This window comes from Candidatus Peregrinibacteria bacterium (assembly GCA_016220175.1).
Classification (GTDB): domain Bacteria; phylum Patescibacteriota; class Gracilibacteria; order CAIRYL01; family CAIRYL01; genus JACRHZ01.
In genome coordinates, this window is record JACRHZ010000020.1 from 1 (window position 1) to 21,456 (window position 21,456).

Sequence of the window (21,456 nt, forward strand, 5' to 3'; positions counted from 1 at the left end):
AGCTCCAATTCCTGATCAATCCGGAAATGAAAATACAGAGTTTTCTTTGAATGTCGCTGCAAATTTTAATCTTGAAACATCGTACACATTGAGCGGAGCTGCGTTCCTTGCCATCAGTGCCCAAGGAATTATAAGTGGAACATTGCCAAATGTAACTCAAGATACGAATTACACTGTAAATGTAACTGCTCTGAACGCAGAAGGAAGCGTTTCTGATTCGTTTATTTTGACGATAAGAAATGTTCTCGTTCCACCAACACTTGTCACACCAATTCCAGACCAATCAGGAAATGAGAATGCCGCATTCACCCTGAATATATCTTCCAATTTTGAGAAGGAGACGAGCTATGAGATCAGCGGAGTAACTTTTCTGAGCGTTGACGCGAATGGGATTATCTCTGGGACACTTCCGGAAGTAACTCCTCGCGGAGAGAGATACGATGTTACTGTTACGGCGAGGAATGTGGATGGAAGTGTAAGTGATATTTTTGCCATTATTGTTACAAATGTTAATAAAACTCCGATAGCGGTTATTGGCGGTCAGAATGGAACTTCAGAAAACGAAACCGTTCTCTATTTGGCAACACTTTCCTCAGACCCGGATGGGAATATTTCTGCGTGGGAATGGAGTATTTCAGGAGATGCGAATATTGAAGGTCCATCAACATGGGAAGGAGTGAATGTTCGTACCAATGAAGTACCGGTATCGGGAGGTTCATTTACACTCACTCTTCGAGTGAAAGACAATGAAGACCTGTGGTCAGTAGCAGTGAACAAAACTGTTCCTGTGCAAAATATAAATAAAACTCCTGTAGCAGAAATCACTGGAGTTCAGACTGTTTTTGAGAACGATGTGAGTACATTTTCCGCTGATACTTCTTCTGATGAAGATGGCACAATTAATGCTTGGGAATGGAGCATTACGGGAGATGGGAATATCGAAGGTGCACCAAATACAGAAGTTATTTCCGTAAGGGCATCTTCTGTTCCTTCAAATGGAGGAGAATATACACTCTTCCTCAAAGTAAAAGATAATGAAGAACTTTGGTCGCCTCTCGTAAGCAATGTGGTGACAGTACAGAATGTGAATATAACTCCAAATGCCCACATAGATGGCACTGATCTCTTGGCTGAAGAAGATATTGAATTGTTTTCTGCGGAAGGATCAGGTGATCCTGATGGAAATATTACAGCGTGGGAATGGAGCATTACGGGAGACGGAATTCTGCAAAATCCGGTGAATGAAGATCATGTTTCCGTGCGGGCACAGGAAGTCTCTCCGAGCGGAGGAAGATTCACACTCTCTCTCAAGGTGGAAGATAACGATGGAGCATGGTCAAATGTTGTCAATAAAAGAGTTGATGTATTTAATGTTCCGCGTCCGCCAGTTGTTTTAACCCCAATTCCAGATCAATCAGGAAATGAAAATACGGCATTTTCTTTGAATGTTTCTGAAAATTTTGCTGGAGAAACCGCATATGATTTAAGTGGAGCAGCATTTTTGAGTATCAACACGGAAGGCATCATCAGTGGAACACTTCCAAATGTAACTGCTGAAGATTCTTCTTTCCCCATTACAATTACAGCTTTGAACGGAGAGGGAGAAACTTCAGATACGTTCACCCTTACCATAAAAAATATTCCGCATCCGCCACAACTTTTAATACCTGAGACAGAAAAAACTCTTCGAGAAGCTTCTCCTTTCTCTTTAAACATTTCCGGGAATTTTGCGAATGTTTCTGGATTTAGTTTGAGTGGTCCAGAATTCCTCTCCATTTCTCCGCTTGGGGTCATTTCAGGAACACTGCCTTCAGTTTCAGCTTCGACTGTATATCCGATTCAAATTCTTGCAGAAAATGAAGATGGAATTACAGGAGATACATTTTTTCTCCTTGTTGCTGATACTTTTGAAATGCCTCCAATCTGCCAGGTGACGCCATAAAATTTATGGAAAAATTCTCACTCCTTCCATATTCATGGTTTACTCGTGATGCCATAAAAGTTGCTCGAGATCTTCTCGGGAAAAAGATTGTATACAAAAATTATTCAGGAATAATTGTTGAGACAGAGGCATACACGGAAGATGAGGCTTCACATGGACATAAAATTACACCTCGAAGTGAAATAATGCTTACTACATATGGACATATTTATGTGTATTTCATTTATGGAATGTATCACTGTTTGAACATTACGACGAATAAAGATTCATGTGGCGCCGTTCTTATTCGAGCAGTTGAACCACTTTCGGGAATTCAAGAGATGAAAAAGAATCGCCATACAGAAAATCTCCATAATCTTACTTCTGGTCCGGGAAAACTCTGTGAAGCTTTTGAAATAGGGAAAAAATTAAATGGCACAAAAGTAAACGAAAAAATCTTTCTGTATGATGACCGAAGAATTCTTTCTGAAAATATCGGAGTTTCGGAACGAATTGGAATTGAGAAAGCGAAGCACTTACCCTGGAGATTTTTTATACGGGGAAATAAGTTTCTCAGTAGATGAAAAATGGTAAAGATCACCTCACAAATGTCGTTTCGGATTATACAGGAGTCGCCCGTCCTCGGGCGACCCGTTACTAATTCAGTCTCTTCTTGCATTTCACAGAAATATTTGTTACTATAATTCTGTAAACATACAAATTTGTACCTTTACAGAATAAAAATGCAGTTTATAGAATTTCAAAATCAATTATCGGCGTATCCTATTTTTTCTTTGAAGGACATTTTGAAGGTAATTCCTGAGTTTCATCGAATACAGCTGGATCGCTGGGAAAAGAAGGATTATATATGCAAGATTAAGCGAGGTTTTTATTCTTTTAATACTAAAAATCTGAATGAGAATTTTCTTTTTTATGCTGCCAATAAAATTTATGCTCCGTCGTGTGTGTCTCTTGAGATGGCTTTGAAGTATTATGGGTTTATTCCTGAGGAAGTTTTTCAAATAACTTCTGTGAGCACAAAGAAGGCGACCAGTTTTGAAACTCCTCTTGGAAATTTCAGCTACAAGCAAATAAAGCCGAGTCTTTTTTGGGGATATCGATTTGTCGAATTTGGAAAGCAAAAGATACTTCTCGCAGAACCTGAAAAGGCTGTTTTGGATTATTTGTATGTGAATTCAAGACTGAAGACGGCAAATGACTTTGAGGGGATGCGGATCAATAGCTATGAATTTCGGTCTCAGATTAATCTTGAGAGATTTCAAAAATATCTCGAGACTTTTCAGAATAAGGCGCTTTTGAAGCGTGCAAAAATATTTCTTACCACCATCCAAAATGATACCACTTGAACAAATCCTCACGGCATATCCTAAAAATTTACATGCTTTCAAGGAAAGTATTTTGAAGGAATATTTGCAATACAAGATTTTAAACAGCATTTTTAACAGCGAATATGGGAATAAGTTAGCGTTTCTTGGAGGAACTGCTCTCAGAATTGTTCATGGAAGTAGCAGATTTTCCGAAGATTTAGATTTTGATAATTTTGGTTTGAGTGAACAGGAATTTATACATCTCAGCGAGATTATTCAAAAGGATTTGATGCTCGAAGGTCTTGAAGTAGAGGTACAAACAATTACAAAAAACGCGTATCGCATCAAAATTCGTATCCCAAAGTTGCTGTTTGATTCAGGTCTTTCAGCGATGGCTGATCAGAAAATTCTCATTCAGGTAGATACCGTTCCACAGAATTTTGAATATGTTTCAGAGAAGCCGCTTCTCAATAAGTTTGATATTTTCACGCAAATTAACGCGCTTCCCAAGGATTTGCTCCTTGCTCAGAAAATTTTTGCGTCGTTCGATCGAAATCGAATTATTGGGCGAGATTTCTTTGATATTGTTTTCCTGTATGGAATTGGCGCTCAGCCGAATTTTGACTATTTGAAGAAGAATATTGGCATTAATAATCAAACGAATTTGAAAAAGTATTTGCTGGAAAAGACAGCTTCACTCAATTTTGAAGACCTAGCGAAGGATGTAGAGCCACTTCTTTTTAATCCGAGAGATACAAACAAGGTGCTCCTTTTTCGAGAATTTATAGAGCAGAGTTTGTGAAGGTTGAAAACTCCGATGTTTTATTTCTTCAAAGTGCTGTATTGAGCATCTTCGAGAAATATATCATCTGAATTCCCCGGGACTCGCCTGTGGGCAAGCGACCGGGTCGGCTCTGTGGAGCCGCCTCCCAAAAAAACAAATTGACAAAATTGTCAATTATATGGTATTTTGATACTAAATATATTTTCAATTTGCTTATGCCTCCAGACAATAATAATTTACAGGAACAAATTGCAACACTGATAAAAGATGACGCTACTACTCTCGGATTGTCTGAGACAGATAGAGAAGCACTAGAAAAATCCAACGGGCTTCAAGATGAAGAATTGGTAAAAATAGTGGGGCGAATTAGGGCAACACTTGATAGGGCGAAACAGTCCGAAGAAGATAGACCTGGGAGATTAAGAATAATTGTCAAACAACAAGTGGAAATGGTTTTGAGAGACCGTGCAAATAAAACAGAGGTTGGGTCAACTGCTGAAGAGAAAAAATATTTTATGGTTTCCTCACTTTTTGATGAACTCAAAGCAGAAAATTCAGAATTAGATTCACTTTCATATTATAGAAAACCGCACGCAAGAGAAAATAGAAAGGGAGTTTGGGGACTTATAAGTTCTGACCCAAAAGATCGCACTTCATCTCTATCTCAAGCATTGGGAAGAATGTTTGAAAGATTACAAATGGCAAAAGAAAAAGGTTTAATGCCAGGAGTTCGAGGATATTACATTGAACTCTTTTCCAATCCCAGCAAACCAATTCAAATTCATACAGTAACAATTAGTGGAATGCATACGAATGGTAATATCGGAGCATCTCTCTTAAAAACAAGAATAAAAAGTAAACCCTTCATTCAAACACACCCAAAAGAGGTGTGTTTGTCATATGATGAGGTTATGGCTCAAAATCAAGGTAGGAAATTCCTTTTAGATGGAAAAGAAATTTCAGAAAAAAAATAGCCCTTCTAAAACATCCTCACCTCATCAAAACTTCTCTTGATGCTCTCCATTCCCACTGAGATGTAAATTTGAGTGGTCGTTATTTGCGAATATTTCAACTTTCAAAAATGAAGAAATTCTAGACAAATAAGATGCCAAAGGGTATTCTCTCGTGGCATTTTCGTACAATCGTCGCGGGGTAGAGCAGTGGTAGCTCGTCGGGCTCATAACCCGAAGGTCGCTGGTTCAAGTCCAGCCCCCGCAACCATTCGACCAGTTTTATTAAGAAGAATATACGAGCAGTAAGCCAAATTTTTACAATACTTATTGCTTACTGCATATTGCTTTCCTATTCTTATTTACACATAAGAAAATACGTAGCATTTTTATCGAGAATTGGTATAAGAGGTGAGAGAGAAGAAAAGTGGGATTTTTGCTTTAGAGAATTTTGGAGAGAAATTCACAAATTCCTCCTTGAAGGCGCGACCGAATGCCGCGCCTTTTCCATAATCACTCATTAGCTTCCGCCATGTTCTTCACGCCTCTCAGCGCGAAAAACACTGAAAGCGCCTGGAGAGTCCAGAGAAGCATCCGTCCCTTTTCCCAGAGAATGGGCATAGCCGCGAGGTGCATAGCAGTGAACGCATACCAGCAGAAAATATTCTCTTTTCTGCGGAGGTATCCACCAAGCGGAAATCCCACTGCAATTATGACTTCTAAGTAGGGGACAATTGACTCGAATCCAACCGTCTGAACCGTGTGCCAGAGTGTTATGAGAAACACGAGCACACAAATTCCGATGTCGATCGAATCGAATTCTGTCTTTTTTTTCTCTTGAAATGAGCTAATGAGCCCCCTGAAGATCACAATTCCTCCGGCAAGCTCCGTTCCACAGAAAATGTAGCTCTGATAGTGCCAGAGGATGATCACCCAAGAGGGGACTCCGAGGAGATAGACAATCCATCCAATGCGAATCTTCTTTTTGTCGCTTTCTCCGACGTAGGAGAGAAACACCTTCGAGAGGAAATAGAGAAATCCTCCCAGAATTTCATTCACAAAAATCCACTGATCACTCATCTCTCACCTCCGTGTTCCCTGAAAGCCATAGGAATTTCCTAAACTTTCAGGAGTATGTTAAGGATCCAGAGCCATTAAACTCTTTTTTTGGTGATGTATTCTTAAAAAAATCGACCACTTAAAATACTGGCTTGAATAAGCCAACAAAATGGCACTCTTCTGTTGACGAAGCTCGTCAACAGATAATTTCAAAAAAGAGAAATACGTTCTCCATGTTTTTGCTTTGATTGAGTTTTCTCTCCGCCGATCATTTCAGAAAATTCTTTTTCTGTAAGAATGACAACACCGAGTTCTATTGCTTTTTCTTGTTTGGATCCGGCGTTTTCTCCGCACACGACATAATCAGTATTTTTGGAAACGGAAGAGACAGCTTTTGCTCCGAGCTTCTCAATAATTTCCTGGGCTTCTTCCCGACTGAAATTTTTCAAAGTTCCCGTAAAAACAAATATTTTTCCGCTGAAATGTCGCAAGTTTCCATCTTCTGTATTCTCTCGTTGCTCTGCTGATCGCGAAAGAGGAAATCCTGCGGTTTCCAATTTTTGAAACATTTCCATATTTTCCCGAGTTTTGAAGAAATTCACGATGCTCAAGGCGACTTCCGGACCAACACCTTGAATCTCCTGAAGTTCCTCCACTGATGCTTTCGTTAAATTCCAAAAAATTGGATATTTCTCAGCAAGATCTTTTGCAGTTCGCTGACCTACAAGCGGAATTCCGAGCGCAGCAAGAAATCTCCACAGTGTTTTTTTCTTTGCCTCTTCAAGAGCAGTAAACAAATTTGTTACAGATTTTTCTTGAAATCCCTCGAGTGCCAAAACATCACTTTTTTGGAGCGTAAAAAGATCAGAAAAATTCAAAACCAGACCTTTTTCTACAAAAAGTTCTGATGTTTCTTTTCCAAGATTCTCAATATCAAGAGCATTTTTTGAGGCGAAATGGGCAATACGGGCTTTTATTTGTGCTGGGCAAGAAACATTTTCACAGCGAAGAGCAACTTCGCCTTGAGTATGCAGAACGACACTTTTGCATGCAGGACATTTTTTAGGAGGATGAATCCTTTTTTCTGAATTATTTCTTCGATCGAGAAGGGGAGTCACGACTTTGGGAATGACGTCTCCCGCTCGTTCTATCACTACAAAATCTCCAATGCGAAAATCTTTTTTTTCAATTTCATCCATATTGTGAAGTGTCGCGCGTTTTACCTGAACTCCACCAATATCAACCGGTTCCAAGTCTGCCACTGGCGTGAGTACTCCCGTTCTTCCCACTTGCCATTCCACATTAAGAATACGAGTAATTTCCTGCTTTGCGGGAAACTTATACGCAATTGCCCACCTCGGATGGCGATTGGTTTCTCCAATTTTTTCCCGAAGATCAAAATCATCGATTTTGATAACAGCGCCATCAATTTCAAACTCAAAATCTTCGCGATGGTTTTCAATTTTTTGAACGGCATCAAATATGGCTTCACTCGAACTACATACTTTAAAAAAAGGAGAACTCAGGAGTCCAAGCTCATGAAACATTTTGGGAACCTCAGAATATTTTTTTGGAATTTTTTCTTCAGGAGAAAAATACGAAATTTGATAGAAAAAAGCAGTGAGTTTTCGTTCTCGGGTAATATTCGGATCGAGTTGACGAAGGCTTCCTGATGCGGCATTTCTCGGATTTGAAAAAAGAGCTTCTCCTCGCTCAGCGCGTTCAAAATTTAATTCTTCAAAATCTTTCTTCTTAATCACCACTTCTCCGCGGATCTCCACTTTTTTTGCTCCGAATTTAGAAAAATTTGCGCGAAGAGGAATTGATGAAATTGTTTTTGCATTCAGTGTTACATCTTCTCCCACTTCTCCATTTCCTCGCGTAGCAACACGTACAAGGCGATCATCCTCATAAATAGCAGAAATTCCGAGACCATCAAATTTGAGTTCTACTGTAGAGTTTGGTTTTTCTCCCGCATCCAAAAACTTGCATATCCGCTCTTCCCATTCTAAAAGGTCTTCTTTGGAAAATGCATTCTCAAGCGAAAGCATTTGGGTAAGATGCGGAACTTTTTTGAGTTCGCTCTGTACGGAAAGATCAATCCTTTGAGTAGGAGAATCGGAGGTTTTTAGCTTTGGATATGATTCCTCCCACATTTTGAGGAGTCGAAAAAGCGCATCATATTCATGATCAGAAATAATGGGCGCATCATTCAGATAATACTGAGCATTGTGGTATCGCAGAATCTCACGTAAAAACTCTACATTTGAATAAATTTTTTGTTCATCATAATGCTTTCCATTTTTCAGAAGTTCTTTGCCGACGGAGAGGATATCGGATTCATTCATACAGAGGATATTTTGTCAGATTTTGAGAATTTTGAAAAATCACTTTTCATTGTATACAATAAAGTGTACAATTGAAACGTACAATTTAATATACATATTATGATATCAACTCATGGAATTAGCATTATGGGAGAATCAGAACTTCGGAGTACCGGCACGAAAGCTCTTCACTCTGCGGAGGAAGGCGTCGTGATTATCACGAAGAGGGGGAAACCTGTAGCAGTTTTACAATTATATGATGAATACGATCAAACAGAAAAGATAATTGAAGAGTTTGAAGATTTTATATTGGGAAATTTGGCAAAAGAAAGAATGAAAAGGAAAGATAAGAAATTTCTCTCTCTTGAGGAAATGGAGAAGCTCATTTTTTCAAAAAATGAATGAAAAAGTACAAGATTATTTTCGACGACCTTGTTTGGAAAGAAGATTTTCGGAAAATTGATACAAGCGATAGGAAGAAAATTTTTTTGGAAATTTCAAAAAAACTACCTACTCATCCGCATGAATTTGGAAAACATCTTTCGGGGAATCTCAGCGGATATAAAAGTCTCCGCATTGGTGAGTTTCGCATAGTGTATAGGATTTATGAAGCAAAAATTGAAGTTTTAGTTGTAAAGATAGGATTTCGACGAAACATGGAAGTCTATATCGAAGTAGCAAAAAGACTGGGAATTTTATAAAAATTTCCGCTACAATCCATGGCGAAAATATAATCTTTTGCTCATGAACATTCTCCTCCTCGGAAACGGCGGTCGCGAACATGCCATCGCGAAGACATTGAAAAGGTCTCCTCAAAATCCAAAAATTTTTACTTTTGCGAATGCGAAGAATCCGGGAATTTGTAAAATTTCTGAGGAATATGAAATTTGTTCTCAGAAAAATTTTGGAGAAGAAGATGGATTTACTCATCTGAAAAAATTCGCCGAAGAAAATAAAATTGATTTTACCATTCTCGGTCCGGATGATCCCATCGGAGCCGGCGCAGCAGACTCACTCCTCAAAGTTGGAGTAAAAAGTGTTGGACCACTGAAGTCTCTTGCAAGGCTCGAAAGTTCAAAAAGTTTCACTCGAAATCTTCTAGAAAAATATGGAATTCCCGGAAATCCCGAATTTAAAGTTTTCATAAGCATGGAAGGAATGAATAAATTTTGTGAACATCTCGAGGGAAATTTTGTGATTAAGGACGATGGACTCTGCGGTGGAAAAGGCGTTCATGTTTCTGGAGATCATTTTTCTACACTTCAAGAAGGACTCAGGATTGCTGAAAAAATTCTCAAAGAACACGGAAAACTCGTCATTGAAGAGAAATTTATCGGGCAAGAATTTTCCCTCATGTATTTTACGGATGGGAACGTCGTGAAACCAATGCCAGTAGTTCAGGATCACAAGAGAGCGTTTGAAGGCGACACCGGTCCAAATACCGGCGGAATGGGAACGTATTCTTATCCAGAAAATCTTCCGTTTCTCACGGCGCAACATTTGGAGGAAGCTCGAGAAATTACTGAGCAGACGATGAGAGCGCTTGAAAAAGAATGTGGAAGCAAATATATGGGAATTATGTATGGCGGATTTATCGCGACAAAAAAAGGGACTCGGCTTATCGAATATAACTCACGATTTGGTGATCCTGAAGGACTTAATGTTTTGCCACTTCTTGAGAGCGATCTCGTGGAGATTTGCCTTGGAATTATAAATGGAAATCTTTCAGAAAAAGAAGTTCGATTTGCAAAAAAGGCGACGGTGTGCAAATACGTTTGCCCAGAAGGCTATCCTTCAAATCCAGTGAAAAGCGCAGAAATTACGATTGGTGATGTTCCAAAGAATGTGGAAGTCTTTTTTTCTTCAATTGATGAAATTGACGGGAAATTTACTCTCAAGGGATCACGTGCGATTGGATTTGTAGGAATTGCGGATGATATTTTTGAAGCGGAAAAGTTAGCAGAAAAAGCGTGTAACGCAGTTTCAGGACCGGTTTTTCATCGAAGAGATATTGGGACGAAGGAGCTCATAGAGAAGAGGATAGAAATGATGATGAATTTATAGGTGGTGGGTAAGGTGGGGGTTGAATAAGCGACCAACTCCGCTAAAGCGGAGCTGCTCTAAAACTGAGCATGAATCCACCTTTCAATATGTCCTGACCTTTTTATCCTTCTTTCTAATTCCTGAGCTTCTTTGAGGGTTCCTGTTGAAAATATTTTCTCAAGTTTCCAATCTCCTATTCGTTTCGTTGTGTGAGTTTTTCCACGAGCGTGTTCTTTTATTCTTCTCGAGAGATCAATTGTACTTCCTACATACCACCTCTCTCCCCTCAGAATATAAACAAATGCCATTTTAAAAATACAAATTTTGGTGGGTAAGGTGGGGGTTGAACCCACGACCAATGGCTTAAGAGGCCACTGCTCTACCACTGAGCTACTTACCCGAAAAATGAAAAGAACAATTCTCCCTATCTCCACGACCAACTCCGCTTTAGCGGAGCTGCTCTTTGACTGAGCTACTTACCCGAAAAATGAAAAGAACAATTCTCCCTATCTCCACGACCAACTCCGCTTTAGCGGAGCTGAGCTACTTACCCGCGTATAAGCTTCGGAAGTCTATACAATTTTTATTTTTCAATCAATATCTAAAGCTTAGCGCACTGCCAAAGATTCCCCAGCATATTCAATTCTTTTTGGCAGAATGGAAAGACTTTTGGAGTCTTTTTTTGATTGTACGTATCCGGCATTGATTGCTCTGATGCCATTTTTGGAACAAATTGCTAAAACCTTTTCGACATCATTCGGGGAGATGTACATGGCAAATCCAACACCCATATTAAAAGTGCCATACATTTCTGTATCATCCAGACTTGATTTTTTTTGGATAAAATCAAACACCGGCAATGGCTCAAAAATATTTTCAATAATATACGCAAATGGCTGAGTAGCTCTCATGATTTTTCTGAGACCATGACCGGTAATATGCGACATGTAATGGAGATGAATATTACTTGCCACACAATCTTTCAAAACTGGCACATAAATAATGGTTTCATCTAAAACGGCCTCGCCAAACATTCGACCATCAGAAAGCCGTGTTTCATACCCTTCTGATGTTTCGGAAGCAATTTTACGGCACAAACTCGCACCATTTGCATGTATACCCGAACTTTCTAAGAGAATGATTCTGTCTCCATCCTGTAAGTTTGAAGAGCGAATGAGATGGTCTTTGTTCTGAATAATCCCGGTAGCAGAACCCGAAAGTAAAACGGTATTCTCCTCAATAATTCCTTGGAGTGTCGGAGTTTCTCCTCCAGCCCAAACTGCCGAAGAAAGATTGCAGCCTTTTTTCCACCCTGCTATGAGATCATTTTGTCTTTGGGTATCCTCAAACCAATGCGAATCGCCGACAGCAAGGTGCATTGCGAGAGAAATAGGCAGTGCGCCCGTAGTTATCAAATCGTTAATGATCGCACCTACTGTATCAACGGCGATGGTATCATAATAAGATTTCCCTGTTATTTTATACATGGCGTCTGCGATCAGATTTTTTGTTCCCAGAGTTTCTTCCACATGAGCTATATATACTCCATTCATTTCCACTAAAAAAGCGCTCTCTCCACGACTTTCGGGAAGTTCCTTCAAGTGGAGATAATCAATATTGCCATCTGTTTGAGCAGCAGCTTTTTGAGCCGCTATTTTAAATGGATCCAGCAAATCGTAATGAACACCACTTCCTTTGTAATCAATCTTTTTTGTCATAGGAATTGAAAAATGACAGATCTTCGCTTCGTTATTATGGAGAAAGCGGGTTCTTTGTCCAGATGAAATTTTGAGAAAGTTCAGCTAAAAAATCCCCTGACAACGATCTTCTGTTAGCAGAAGTTTTTTGAAAAAGAAGAATATGTTTTTTTGTTGTAATACAGACATTTTATGATATTTTAATGATCTAAAAAATAGGGCTTGTATTATCCAAATAGAAATTTTTATTGACAATTCTGGAAAAACAATTATGCTCAAAGCAGCATTAATATTCTCCTTTTTCAAAAAAATGCTTCCGATACGTAACATTACTTGCAAGCTTATTGTAGCAGTTCGAGTCCTCTATAAGGCGCGGCGCGAGAAATGATGCTAAAAAAGTAATGTGAATTTTCTCTCGCCTCCTAATAAAAAATAAGAGGCGTTTTTTGTTTTTTAAGATTAATATGGATAATACTGCGTTAGAACATAGTCGAGCATCCGAACTGGAAGAAGCAAATCCCCTTGATCAAGCGAGTCAATATCAATTTGCCGACAGGTTAAGGGATTTTGCTGACACTGTGGCAAGTTCAACTGCAGATGCTGAACAAGAGAGACAGAGATTAATGACAATAATTGAAGGTGTATGTCATATACGAAGACTTGTGCTCTCTACTATACAAAGGATAAAAACAGATGCTGATGAATCCAAAGATGAAATAGCTGAACTCACAGCAGTGGCACAAATTAATTTATCGGGAAAAGATGCGGAATTCGCACAAACGCTCAGCGACTTTCATAATATGGCTGTAGCAGTACCAATCGAAACATGGGAAAGAGAAAAGCAGGAGTTATGCAATTTATTGGATAAAGAAAACTTGCAAAGACTTTTTCCTCTCCTTGAAGAAGATCCACTTGCTGCGGCTGAGGCCTTAAGGCAGGAACTTGATACCAAAAATATAAAAGATCAAATGATGCGGTTATTGGACTTGTCAGGTATAAGTATGTCAGAAGTGTTAGATAAACAATTGGCTGAATTAATTGATGTTGATACAAGACAACGAAATGTGTCTTATGAACTCGGCGAAATTTTGAATGGAGAGGATCCTAAGAAGACGCAGGAAAGAACAAAAGCTTTGTTATTGCTCGGTCCTGTTGAAGAGAAAATATTAGAACTAGAAGAAAAATCAAAAATAATTGATGAGCTTTTAGCAGCCATAAATGAAGGATCGTATTTGGAAACAACTTCTGAATTTGCAAATCTCCCTCTCTTTCAGGAAGATGTAAAAAAATATTTGCAACGAATCTTAGCAGAAAGGAATGAGTTCTTACAGCTTCTAGAATTATTCTTACCTAAGGTAGATCCTGCTGATTCATCAACAGAGATAGTTTCTCAAAAAGCAAAACTCTTGAATGAAATTTGTGATCTAGCTGATGCGGCTTTTATCCAATTATGGGGAGCTATTAGAAAGGGGAAGTTTCCGGAAGATCATGTAAATGCAATGGTACGTTTACTATCTCATGAAACCAGAGCTTTGATGTATGATCTTGAAGGAAGGAAATTTTTCACTAGTGACGGCGCTGATTTGGTGGATAGAGTTAGAAATTTACAAAATGCGTCAGCCTTAGAGATTAGTCAACTTACGGAAAAAGGAAAAATAAATGCAGAACATCCACTTGCCGATGCGATGCGAGAGTTTTATTTAATGGATACTTCAGAAAAAATAGAAACAACCGCTGAAGGTGCATCAGTTCCGTTGGCATCATTAGATCGCGATCAATTGGAAAAACTTGCAGCTACAGATTCTGAAGCTTTGCAATACCTTGTACCAGTATATCAAGAGTACGGTCCTGTAGTAATGAATTTCTCAGATTACACCGAGGAAAATACAGGAAGACAAAGACTCGCCTCAAATTGTGCAGGAATATTACTTTCTTCAGAAACCGAGGAAGCGCTAGACGAACTACTTGAGAATGAAAAGATGTTGAAAGATGACAGAATTAGTACATTTTGTAGAGAGTTTATTAATATGCAATTAGCAGTTGTGGAGGGAGTTAGAGATGTGGCAGATTCTGAAATTTTTGCTGATGTTGATGTTAAGCGCTTAACCGAACTGGAAGAATCCTTGGCAGGAAAATTATCTCTATTACCTCAGATAATTACAAATACTGTTACTGCTGTTTCTTATAATGATCCTGATGGATTAGAAGAAGAGAGTTTTCCAGTATTAACTGTGTCTGCTTCGTCTCTAGAAATCGTCACTCAAGGCATCTCAAAAAACAAAGCAAGACGAGCTAGAAGACCATCATCAACAGTTCCACAAGAAGAAGCAATCCAGAGAATGTGTCGTGTTGAGTCTCTCAAAATTCAGGGATTAAGTGAACCTGCAGCATTTTTATTAGATAGATTAACAGAAGGAAGACTCATAAAGTTGCCTGCTAGTAAGGGGACAGCGAGGTCGCGAGGAGAGGCGATAAGATCGCAAGTTGCTCAACAATTACAAAAACCCGCTAAACCAGATGCCATAAAATTATGGCAAGAAATAAAGGATTTTCTTGATAAGTCTACGAAAAGGAAGAGGCATAAATAATGCGAAATTCATAGATCGCAAGGCATTTTGTGTGAAAGTATCAATATTATAGAAAGTGTCGACGAGGTTCGTCGACAGAATCGTCAATAGGATTTTTTTGCGAAATCATAAAAAAATTCTCAGAAGAGACGATATAAATTGTTTTTTTAGTGTGTATGTGTATTTCATATTAATTTATACAAAAATATTGAAAAAATAATTTGTTATGTATATAATATACATGCTTTTATATAAATTTATGAGACTCATTCAAATTCGTATTCCAGATGTTGATAAAGAGGCTGTTGAAAAAATTCTCGAATTTTTGGGGATTGATTTGCCAACCGCAATTCGCATGTATCTGAAAAAAATTATACGATCAAAGAGTATTCCATTTTCACTTCGTGCTGATGAAGATCATTTTACTGAGGCTGAAATTGAAGAAATTTTAAGACGAGAAAAAGAAGCAGACCAAGGAAAAAATATCAGTCCAGAATTCTCATCTGCAAAGGAGGCGATACAGTATCTTGATAACGATATATGCTTGAAAGAAAAGTTATCTACCACAAAGAATTCAAGAAAAGCTTCTCCAGACTCAGTGAGAAGGAGAAAGTAAAAGTTCGAAAAACCATAAAACTCCTTCTGATAAACCCATTCCATGAAAAGCTCAGAAATCATTCTTTGACTGTTTCGAGACTTTTCGGCAAGAGGTCAATCTCTCCAGGATATGATTTGCGTATTATATTTCGAGAGGAGTCCAATTATAGGAAAATACTCTTTTTAGACGTGGGAAGTCATAGCAAAGTTTATTGAGATTCCCCAATCTCCACCCCCTTATAAAAATATTTGATAATCTCCCCATACGTTTTCCCCGCCTGTGCCATTCCTTCCGCTCCTTTTCCCGAAAGTCCAACGCCGTGTCCTTTAAGTTCGAGACCTTCTGAATATGGATCCGGGACGCTTTGAAGATACGGAGTATTCGTCCATCCCCAGACTTCTTCAGCGCTTCGCGTTCTTCCATCGCTTTGAGAAAAATATGGAGTTTTTATGAGTTTTCCTTCGTACGTCACGACTTTTCCCGCGGTTTCCTCAACTGATTTTACAAATTCCGGAATGCGAAGCTCGTATCCGTATCCGAGATATTTCTGAAATGTCGCGGGAGAATCATCACCATCATACGGCGCTCCGGGAAATTTTCTATTTTCCGGTTGCATGTAAAAAAGCGCATAACTTCGAGCGAGAATTGCCATTGTTTTTTGTTTCTCTTTTGCTGTTTTATCTGTTTCTTCCGCAAGTCCCCGGAGATATTTTTCGAGCGGGAGTTCATTGATCATGATGAACTGATCTTCATATACTCGGAATTCGATCGTTCCGCGAAATGTATTATCATTATATTTTCCACTCGTGTCCCATTCCGGCATTCGATTCCATGAAGGAATGGTCATAACACCATTTTCTGAAGTGGGAATAAATCGAAGAACAGCGTAGTTCTTTTCGCCAAGTCGGACGGCACTCCCGATTTTTTCTATCTGTGCTGTTGAATTCCCAGACGCAGTTTGAATCAAGGCATCATCGCCCCAGATTTCATAGGAATCGGTTGAGGTAATGCGGGCATCATTCCCTTCAAAACCGAGTCGAATTCGAATATTTTTTGAGGGAGAAGAGGGGAGGGGAATTGGAGTTTCTTTTGGAACATCAATAATGACAGGAGCTGAATTCTCCGCTGGCTGAGATGAATTTTTTCCCGTGGTAATATTTTTGATAATCCATTTTCCCTTCGTAATGGAGATTATTCGGGTATTTTTTTGGAGTTGATAATTGAGTTTTGAATACGACTTATTTTTCTGAGGAGTGAAAGAAAGAGAAAATGTCGCTGTTTCCTTTGGAAGAACAACGTTTTCCTTCATTTGAATGTGTTTGCTTTTTCCTTCTCCCGTGAGGACAAGAAACACATCTTCTGTATTCCAAGAAGTATTCCCAGAATTCAATATTTTGATTTCAGTAGTAGCAATTTCTCCATTTGTTACCGATGAATTTATGAGTTTCGGCGTGAGAAGCCTTCCTTTTTCATTTGATTCTTCCACGTGAATTTTATAAAGCGTCATGGGAATTCCTTTCATTTTTTTCCCACTCAGGAGAAATTCAAGTCGAACTCCGTATGTGCGAGCTGCCTCAAATGGCTGCGCTTGAAAGACAAAATGACCTTCTTCATTTTTCTGTACAATATTTTCATTAAGTTCGCCAATATACGTTTTTCCATTTACATACATGGCAAGAGAAACAAACTCTTTTTTCCACTTTGTATTTCCAGTGTTTCTAAAAGCAATACTTGCAGAAAATCGCTCTCCATCATGAAGCTTCTCTGGACTTGTCTTTGCCTCTCGAAACCTCGCTCCCCATTCAGGTCTTGCGACTTGCACTGGTTGCACAATGGCAACATCCGAAATTTTACGATCATCCACCACAGGCGTAAATTCAAGAGAATACAGTCCGCCTTCATATCCCGCCTGAACTTGTACCTGAAAAGTCCCAGTTTCTTCCGGACGAACGGTGAGTTCATTCATGATCGCAGCGACATACGTTTTTGGCGGCAATCTGGGCTCAGCAGATACTCCTAATTTTGGTTGAAGAACGTACAGCCATGTTCCTGAATTCCATGTCACATTTCCGGTATTTTTAAATGTGAGAGATATATTTTCCCATTCTCCTGGGTCAAGAGAGAGAATGTTAATTTTCCCGACAAATTCCGCACTCCGAACAAGTTTTTTGAGTTCCTGAATACTTTCTGTTCCACCAATCGCAGCTCTCAGGAATTGCAACAAAAAATACATGTTTTCTCCCGGACACGCCGTAGCCCCCAAATCTCTATGACCGAGAAGATTCGGAAGATATTTCCCATGAAAACGAGATTCTGCTGTGAGATCAAGCTGATACGTTTTCGCAAGGTGCGGAAGAAATTTTTTGAGCGCATCAACTTGAGCATCGGTTGGATTTTCTTCTTCAAAATTTCCCATGAGCGCGATACCGATTGTCTGGACATTCGCACAGTAAACATGCCCGGCAACAACGTTGTTCCCTCCTGCTCTGCCTTCGTAGATATATCCGTTACGATCAATTACAAAATTGTAACCGATATCTCCCCATCCGCGAGAAAGGGCATGATAGGAATAAATGGCACGCATGATTTCTTTTGGATCACGCGCATCTCCATCGAGAGCTCGAGCGGTGTGATGAATTACGACTTTCTCAATTTTTGAAGAATATTGAAATGGCCATTTGAGCCTCTTCCCATTTTCTTTCGTTACTGTGCGATTAATTTCGAATTCATCGGGATAAAGGGCATTTAAGTTATTGCACCCAAGGAGCGTCTTTTTTCCGAGCACTTCATCTTCCTCCTGTCTATTTGTCGTATCTTCTCCAAAAAGACTTTCATCGTCTGGGAGAAATCGAAGAGACTCATCTGCTCCCCAGGCTTCACGAGATATAATCGAAACACCATCAATATTCACACCTACTGATGCTACTTTTTGGAAAGATTGAGCGATACGTGTATCGACAAACGTAAATCTGATCTTTTCTGGAAGTTTTTCAGAATATTTCGATTCTATCCGAAACCGAAACTCTTGAAATGGAGTTCCAAGTTCCATCGGAGAAACATTGCCCTCAGATGGTTCAAAATCAGGCGTTTCTGGAAGAACCTCTTTTCCCAAGTGGTTTGCATCTTCGTCTGAAAGAATTTCTTTCCACTCTTCTCCTTTTTTCTGAAGAAATATATGTGCATCAGATGGGATTTCCACCGTGAAGGCAGTGACTTCTCTCCGAAGTTTGATCCAAGAATATTCCTGGTTTTTCGGAAGCTCCTGAACCCAACTTGTAGGTTCATTAACCTTGGTCTCATTTGCAGAAAGAGTTTCTGTATGGAGAATATTTCCCAAAAGGAAAATACCGAGTGCTCCGAAAATGTACTTTAAATGCGTTCGAATTTTCACGCTCAAGAAAAAAATCGCAAATAGTATTTCACACATTTGGTCGAAAGGGGAGTACAGAAGGAATTTTGAATTCTAAATTTTGAATTTTTAATTACACTTCTACTCTCGCAAATGCCTTTACTTCAGCTCCATTTTGTTTGGCGTATTCTCCGACTGTTTTTTGTTGATCTTTTACAAATGCCTGAGCAATGAGGGCCGATTCTTCGCGGAATTTTCTCTCTTTTCCCATCATGATTTTTTCGACAATTTCTGCCGGTTTTCCTTCATTTTTCAGTTGATCTCTCCAAATCTCCTTTTCCTTTTCCACAAGATCATTTGAAACGTCATTTGGACTCAAAACGAGTGGATTCATTGCCGTTACGTGCATGGCAATATCTGCAGCCACTTCTTTTGTTCCTCCAGAAAGTCCGATGAGAGCGCCAATTTTTCTATTGGAATGAACATATCCCCCAAGTACCGGTGCATCGACGGTTCGAACATCACCGAGCGTGAGATTTTCGCCAATTTTTGCAATTTTTTCAGTCTTTCCAGCTTCAAATTTACTTTCTACTGCTTTTGCGCCATTTTTGGCTCCCTCACTGGCAAGATCCTGAACAAATGTCAAAAAATCTTCATTTCGCGCTACAAAATCTGTCTCACATCGAACACTGATAATTGTATTCCCAGAGATAGCGATAGCACCTTCAGACGTAACTCTATCTCTTTTACTTGCGGCTTTTGCTTCTCCTTGCTTGCGAAGAACAATTTCGGCAGCTGCCATATCTCCCTTTGCTTCCAAAAGAGCTTTTTTACACGCCATCATAGAAACACCTGTTTTTTGTCGGAGTGACATTACCTCTGAAGCGGAAATTTCAGTCATAGTATTTTCAGAAAAAAGAAAAAATTAGATTTTAATCTTTTGCGAGAGATTGTAGACAAAAGGAATTTTCCAATATTTTCCCAAATACGCTCCATACGCAGCATATCCAAGCATTCCGAGATATATTACTTTCAAAAAGAATCCAATTGCCGGAAGAGCGAGATTTAAAATTCCTCCAACAAACAAATCAAAAACAGTAATGAGAATAGCGAGCACAAGGCCTTGCTTTGCATGAAACATGACGAACTCGCTATCTTTTTTCATAAGAAGCGGAATAACGCAAAATATCCACGCATATGAAATGGTGGCGAAGAGACGCTCATCTTCCAGAACAACAGGCTTCGACTCTGAGGATTCCTCTTTTTCAGGAGAAGATTCTTTGAGGAAAGACTGCTGAGAAGAATGGTCATGAGTCTCTTCGTGCGATTCAGTCGATGGAGCTTTCGGTTCAGGCTCAACTGAAGATGGATTTTCGACTTTGCTTTCGGGAATTTTTTCTTTTTTTGACTCACGGGCTTTTTTTGCTCTCATGATGACTTTTTCTGCACTATCAGCAAACTTACTTCCCCATTTTTCAGCCATACTCATTTTCTTTGCTGGCGCTCCGCTTAAATGAGCGAGGAGATCTTTTGCCTCATGATTTGGAAAAAATTCAAGAATGATCTCGCATCCCTTTTTGGCCTCCTCCTTTTTCCCCGCGAGATTCCATTCTCGTACTTTTCCCCATGCTTCTTCAAGTGTCATTCCATTCTCTTCATGGAATTTTTCTTCAAGTGATTTTTGGTTTGGGAAAGACATAAAACAAGGTGCCAAGTGCAAAAAAATCCCTCTCTATTGCTCGTCCTTAAAGTACATTTTAAAGGCTATTCAGTCTGTTCACTTTGTTCAATATCCTGATTCTGACTTTGCTTCTTTTCATCTCCCTTTTCTCTCTTTTCTCTCTTTTTCCCAGTCTTCACGACATCAAAAATAAAGGAAAGGATATACGTAAGTGATGAAATCGCATCATCATTCGCAGGAATAAGATCGGTATATAAATCAGGATCTACATTGGTATCTGCAATTCCAATGATAGGAATTCCGAGAAGCTTTGCCTCGCGAAGGGCAGAAACATCTCTTTTCCCATCAGTCACAAAAATAACGTCCGGTTTTCGGTACATATCAATAATTCCGGAAAATGCGATTTCTAATTTACTTTTTTCTCGAATAAGCCGGGATTTTTCTTTTTTACTGAATTTGTCAATTTCTCCAGTTCTGACCATGTCTCGAAGAGATTTCAAATATTTTATTCGAGACTGAATAGTCGCAAAATTCGTAAGCATTCCTCCAATCCATTTGTTCACTACTATCGGATATCCGGTTTCATTCCCGAGTTCTTCAAACAAAAGCTTTGTTTGAGGTTTTGTCGAAACAAAAAGGATAACGTCGCCTTTGTCGACATGATATTTGAGTTTCTTCAGAGCCACTTCAAGATGGGAAGCTGTTTTTTTGAGATCAATAATATGAATTCCGTCCTTCTGACCGTAAATGTAATTCTTCATTTTCGGATTCCAGCGAGAAACTTTATGCCCAAAATGAACAGCATTTTGAGCGAGATCAGCAAGAGAAATCATCATAGAAAGAGGGGGAAAAATCCTTAAATTTGGTCGCAAGAGGAAACTTCACGCTGTTCATAAACTTTCGAACTTTATGGCTTCAAAAGCAGGATTTGAACAATCTGCTTCCTCCGGTGATAGAAAAGCGCTGCGAAGTGTACAGAAAAAGTGGAGCGGAGGCAAGGGGAAGCACAATTTCGTACATTCTAAAATTATAAGCACCACCCTAGAGATAAAATAAGTTTATATTTTATTTCTAGACATGAAACAAGTTCGCAAGCCAATCAGCTTCAAAGAGCGAGAGGAAATAGAGAGGATGTTAGAAAAGAAAAAGTCG

At 39.1% G+C, this 21,456-nt stretch carries 19 protein-coding genes and 2 tRNA genes; 12 read left to right on the top strand and 9 right to left on the bottom strand.

What is annotated here, in order from left to right:
• The 6 genes from HZA38_02080 to HZA38_02105 form a co-directional block, all read left to right on the top strand.
• The coding region (locus tag HZA38_02080) for a hypothetical protein (GenBank protein ID MBI5414281.1) at window positions 1-1,942 on the top strand (1,942 nt) is incomplete at its 5' end.
• Between the two features lie 5 nt (window positions 1,943-1,947).
• A complete protein-coding gene (locus tag HZA38_02085; protein ID MBI5414282.1) occupies window positions 1,948-2,505 on the top strand; it encodes a DNA-3-methyladenine glycosylase in 558 nt (185 codons plus the stop codon).
• A 393-nt stretch (window positions 2,506-2,898) separates the two neighbouring features.
• Window positions 2,899-3,288, top strand: coding sequence for a hypothetical protein (locus tag HZA38_02090; GenBank protein ID MBI5414283.1), 390 nt, complete (start codon window positions 2,899-2,901; stop codon window positions 3,286-3,288).
• Window positions 3,275-4,051: a nucleotidyl transferase AbiEii/AbiGii toxin family protein gene (locus tag HZA38_02095; protein ID MBI5414284.1), complete on the top strand. Its 777-nt coding sequence runs from the start codon at window positions 3,275-3,277 to the stop codon at window positions 4,049-4,051. The genes HZA38_02090 and HZA38_02095 overlap by 14 nt, the downstream gene beginning before the upstream one ends.
• Before the next feature lie 140 nt (window positions 4,052-4,191).
• On the top strand, window positions 4,192-5,007 hold the full coding sequence (locus tag HZA38_02100) for a hypothetical protein (GenBank protein ID MBI5414285.1): 816 nt from the start codon (window positions 4,192-4,194) through the stop codon (window positions 5,005-5,007).
• Between the two features lie 172 nt (window positions 5,008-5,179).
• Window positions 5,180-5,254: transfer RNA gene (locus tag HZA38_02105), tRNA-Met, on the top strand.
• A gap of 242 nt (window positions 5,255-5,496) precedes the next feature.
• On the opposite strand, the gene HZA38_02110 is transcribed toward HZA38_02105, so the two are convergent.
• Together HZA38_02110 and ligA are read right to left on the bottom strand one after the other, a co-directional pair.
• Window positions 5,497-6,042: a hypothetical protein gene (locus tag HZA38_02110; GenBank protein MBI5414286.1), complete on the bottom strand. Its 546-nt coding sequence runs from the start codon at window positions 6,040-6,042 to the stop codon at window positions 5,497-5,499.
• Between the two features lie 209 nt (window positions 6,043-6,251).
• The gene (gene ligA, locus HZA38_02115; protein ID MBI5414287.1) at window positions 6,252-8,390 is read right to left on the bottom strand and encodes an NAD-dependent DNA ligase LigA; all 2,139 of its coding nucleotides are present in this window, start codon (window positions 8,388-8,390) and stop codon (window positions 6,252-6,254) included.
• 99 nt (window positions 8,391-8,489) lie between these two features.
• Between ligA and HZA38_02120 the strand changes: the two genes are divergently transcribed.
• Genes HZA38_02120 through purD form a run of 3 tightly spaced genes read left to right on the top strand, consistent with a single transcriptional unit; the run spans window position 8,490 to window position 10,433 of the window.
• On the top strand, window positions 8,490-8,774 hold the full coding sequence (locus HZA38_02120; protein MBI5414288.1) for a type II toxin-antitoxin system Phd/YefM family antitoxin: 285 nt from the start codon (window positions 8,490-8,492) through the stop codon (window positions 8,772-8,774).
• Window positions 8,771-9,070, top strand: coding sequence for a type II toxin-antitoxin system mRNA interferase toxin, RelE/StbE family (locus HZA38_02125; GenBank protein ID MBI5414289.1), 300 nt, complete (start codon window positions 8,771-8,773; stop codon window positions 9,068-9,070). Before HZA38_02120 ends, HZA38_02125 begins: the two co-directional genes overlap by 4 nt.
• A 43-nt stretch (window positions 9,071-9,113) precedes the next feature.
• Window positions 9,114-10,433: a phosphoribosylamine--glycine ligase gene (gene purD / locus HZA38_02130; GenBank protein MBI5414290.1), complete on the top strand. Its 1,320-nt coding sequence runs from the start codon at window positions 9,114-9,116 to the stop codon at window positions 10,431-10,433.
• 56 nt (window positions 10,434-10,489) lie between these two features.
• Here purD and HZA38_02135 read toward each other — a convergent pair whose 3' ends face one another.
• The 3 genes from HZA38_02135 to HZA38_02145 form a co-directional block, all read right to left on the bottom strand.
• Window positions 10,490-10,720, bottom strand: a complete 231-nt coding sequence (locus HZA38_02135) for a GIY-YIG nuclease family protein (GenBank protein ID MBI5414291.1) — start codon at window positions 10,718-10,720, stop codon at window positions 10,490-10,492.
• A 17-nt stretch (window positions 10,721-10,737) separates the two neighbouring features.
• A tRNA-Lys gene (locus tag HZA38_02140) sits at window positions 10,738-10,812 on the bottom strand.
• A gap of 208 nt (window positions 10,813-11,020) precedes the next feature.
• On the bottom strand, window positions 11,021-12,130 hold the full coding sequence (locus HZA38_02145) for a phosphoribosylformylglycinamidine cyclo-ligase (protein ID MBI5414292.1): 1,110 nt from the start codon (window positions 12,128-12,130) through the stop codon (window positions 11,021-11,023).
• Between the two features lie 443 nt (window positions 12,131-12,573).
• Between HZA38_02145 and HZA38_02150 the strand changes: the two genes are divergently transcribed.
• The 3 genes from HZA38_02150 (at window position 12,574) to HZA38_02160 (ending at window position 15,489) form a co-directional block, all read left to right on the top strand.
• Window positions 12,574-14,697: a hypothetical protein gene (locus tag HZA38_02150; GenBank protein MBI5414293.1), complete on the top strand. Its 2,124-nt coding sequence runs from the start codon at window positions 12,574-12,576 to the stop codon at window positions 14,695-14,697.
• Window positions 14,698-14,935: 238 nt separating this feature from the next.
• The gene (locus HZA38_02155) at window positions 14,936-15,292 is read left to right on the top strand and encodes a type II toxin-antitoxin system RelB/DinJ family antitoxin (GenBank protein ID MBI5414294.1); all 357 of its coding nucleotides are present in this window, start codon (window positions 14,936-14,938) and stop codon (window positions 15,290-15,292) included.
• Window positions 15,217-15,489: a type II toxin-antitoxin system YafQ family toxin gene (locus HZA38_02160; GenBank protein MBI5414295.1), complete on the top strand. Its 273-nt coding sequence runs from the start codon at window positions 15,217-15,219 to the stop codon at window positions 15,487-15,489. The genes HZA38_02155 and HZA38_02160 overlap by 76 nt, the downstream gene beginning before the upstream one ends.
• Here the strand turns inward: HZA38_02160 and HZA38_02165 are convergent.
• The 4 genes from HZA38_02165 to rpsB all read right to left on the bottom strand — a co-directional run bounded on the left by HZA38_02165 (window position 15,483) and on the right by rpsB (window position 21,140).
• Window positions 15,483-18,665: a SpoIID/LytB domain-containing protein gene (locus HZA38_02165; GenBank protein MBI5414296.1), complete on the bottom strand. Its 3,183-nt coding sequence runs from the start codon at window positions 18,663-18,665 to the stop codon at window positions 15,483-15,485. The genes HZA38_02160 and HZA38_02165 overlap by 7 nt on opposite strands.
• 91 nt (window positions 18,666-18,756) lie before the next feature.
• Window positions 18,757-19,524: a translation elongation factor Ts gene (gene tsf / locus HZA38_02170; GenBank protein MBI5414297.1), complete on the bottom strand. Its 768-nt coding sequence runs from the start codon at window positions 19,522-19,524 to the stop codon at window positions 18,757-18,759.
• 24 nt (window positions 19,525-19,548) lie between these two features.
• Window positions 19,549-20,322, bottom strand: coding sequence for a DUF4870 domain-containing protein (locus tag HZA38_02175; protein ID MBI5414298.1), 774 nt, complete (start codon window positions 20,320-20,322; stop codon window positions 19,549-19,551).
• A gap of 65 nt (window positions 20,323-20,387) precedes the next feature.
• A complete protein-coding gene (rpsB, locus tag HZA38_02180; protein MBI5414299.1) occupies window positions 20,388-21,140 on the bottom strand; it encodes a 30S ribosomal protein S2 in 753 nt (250 codons plus the stop codon).
• Window positions 21,141-21,456 lie beyond the last annotated feature (316 nt).

What these genes read in the sequence shown, in the direction of transcription:
- HZA38_02085 (MBI5414282.1), top strand. Translation starts at nt 1,948, where the DNA reads ATGGAAAAATTCTCACTCCTTCCATATTCATGGTTTACTCGTGATGCC.
- HZA38_02090 (MBI5414283.1), top strand. Translation starts at nt 2,899, where the DNA reads ATGGCTTTGAAGTATTATGGGTTTATTCCTGAGGAAGTTTTTCAAATA.
- HZA38_02095 (MBI5414284.1), top strand. Translation starts at nt 3,275, where the DNA reads ATGATACCACTTGAACAAATCCTCACGGCATATCCTAAAAATTTACAT.
- ligA (MBI5414287.1), bottom strand. Translation starts at nt 8,390, where the DNA reads ATGAATGAATCCGATATCCTCTCCGTCGGCAAAGAACTTCTGAAAAAT.
- HZA38_02120 (MBI5414288.1), top strand. Translation starts at nt 8,490, where the DNA reads ATGATATCAACTCATGGAATTAGCATTATGGGAGAATCAGAACTTCGG.
- HZA38_02125 (MBI5414289.1), top strand. Translation starts at nt 8,771, where the DNA reads ATGAAAAAGTACAAGATTATTTTCGACGACCTTGTTTGGAAAGAAGAT.
- purD (MBI5414290.1), top strand. Translation starts at nt 9,114, where the DNA reads ATGAACATTCTCCTCCTCGGAAACGGCGGTCGCGAACATGCCATCGCG.
- HZA38_02135 (MBI5414291.1), bottom strand. Translation starts at nt 10,720, where the DNA reads ATGGCATTTGTTTATATTCTGAGGGGAGAGAGGTGGTATGTAGGAAGT.
- HZA38_02145 (MBI5414292.1), bottom strand. Translation starts at nt 12,130, where the DNA reads ATGACAAAAAAGATTGATTACAAAGGAAGTGGTGTTCATTACGATTTG.
- HZA38_02150 (MBI5414293.1), top strand. Translation starts at nt 12,574, where the DNA reads ATGGATAATACTGCGTTAGAACATAGTCGAGCATCCGAACTGGAAGAA.
- HZA38_02155 (MBI5414294.1), top strand. Translation starts at nt 14,936, where the DNA reads ATGAGACTCATTCAAATTCGTATTCCAGATGTTGATAAAGAGGCTGTT.
- HZA38_02160 (MBI5414295.1), top strand. Translation starts at nt 15,217, where the DNA reads ATGCTTGAAAGAAAAGTTATCTACCACAAAGAATTCAAGAAAAGCTTC.
- tsf (MBI5414297.1), bottom strand. Translation starts at nt 19,524, where the DNA reads ATGACTGAAATTTCCGCTTCAGAGGTAATGTCACTCCGACAAAAAACA.
- HZA38_02175 (MBI5414298.1), bottom strand. Translation starts at nt 20,322, where the DNA reads ATGTCTTTCCCAAACCAAAAATCACTTGAAGAAAAATTCCATGAAGAG.
- rpsB (MBI5414299.1), bottom strand. Translation starts at nt 21,140, where the DNA reads ATGATGATTTCTCTTGCTGATCTCGCTCAAAATGCTGTTCATTTTGGG.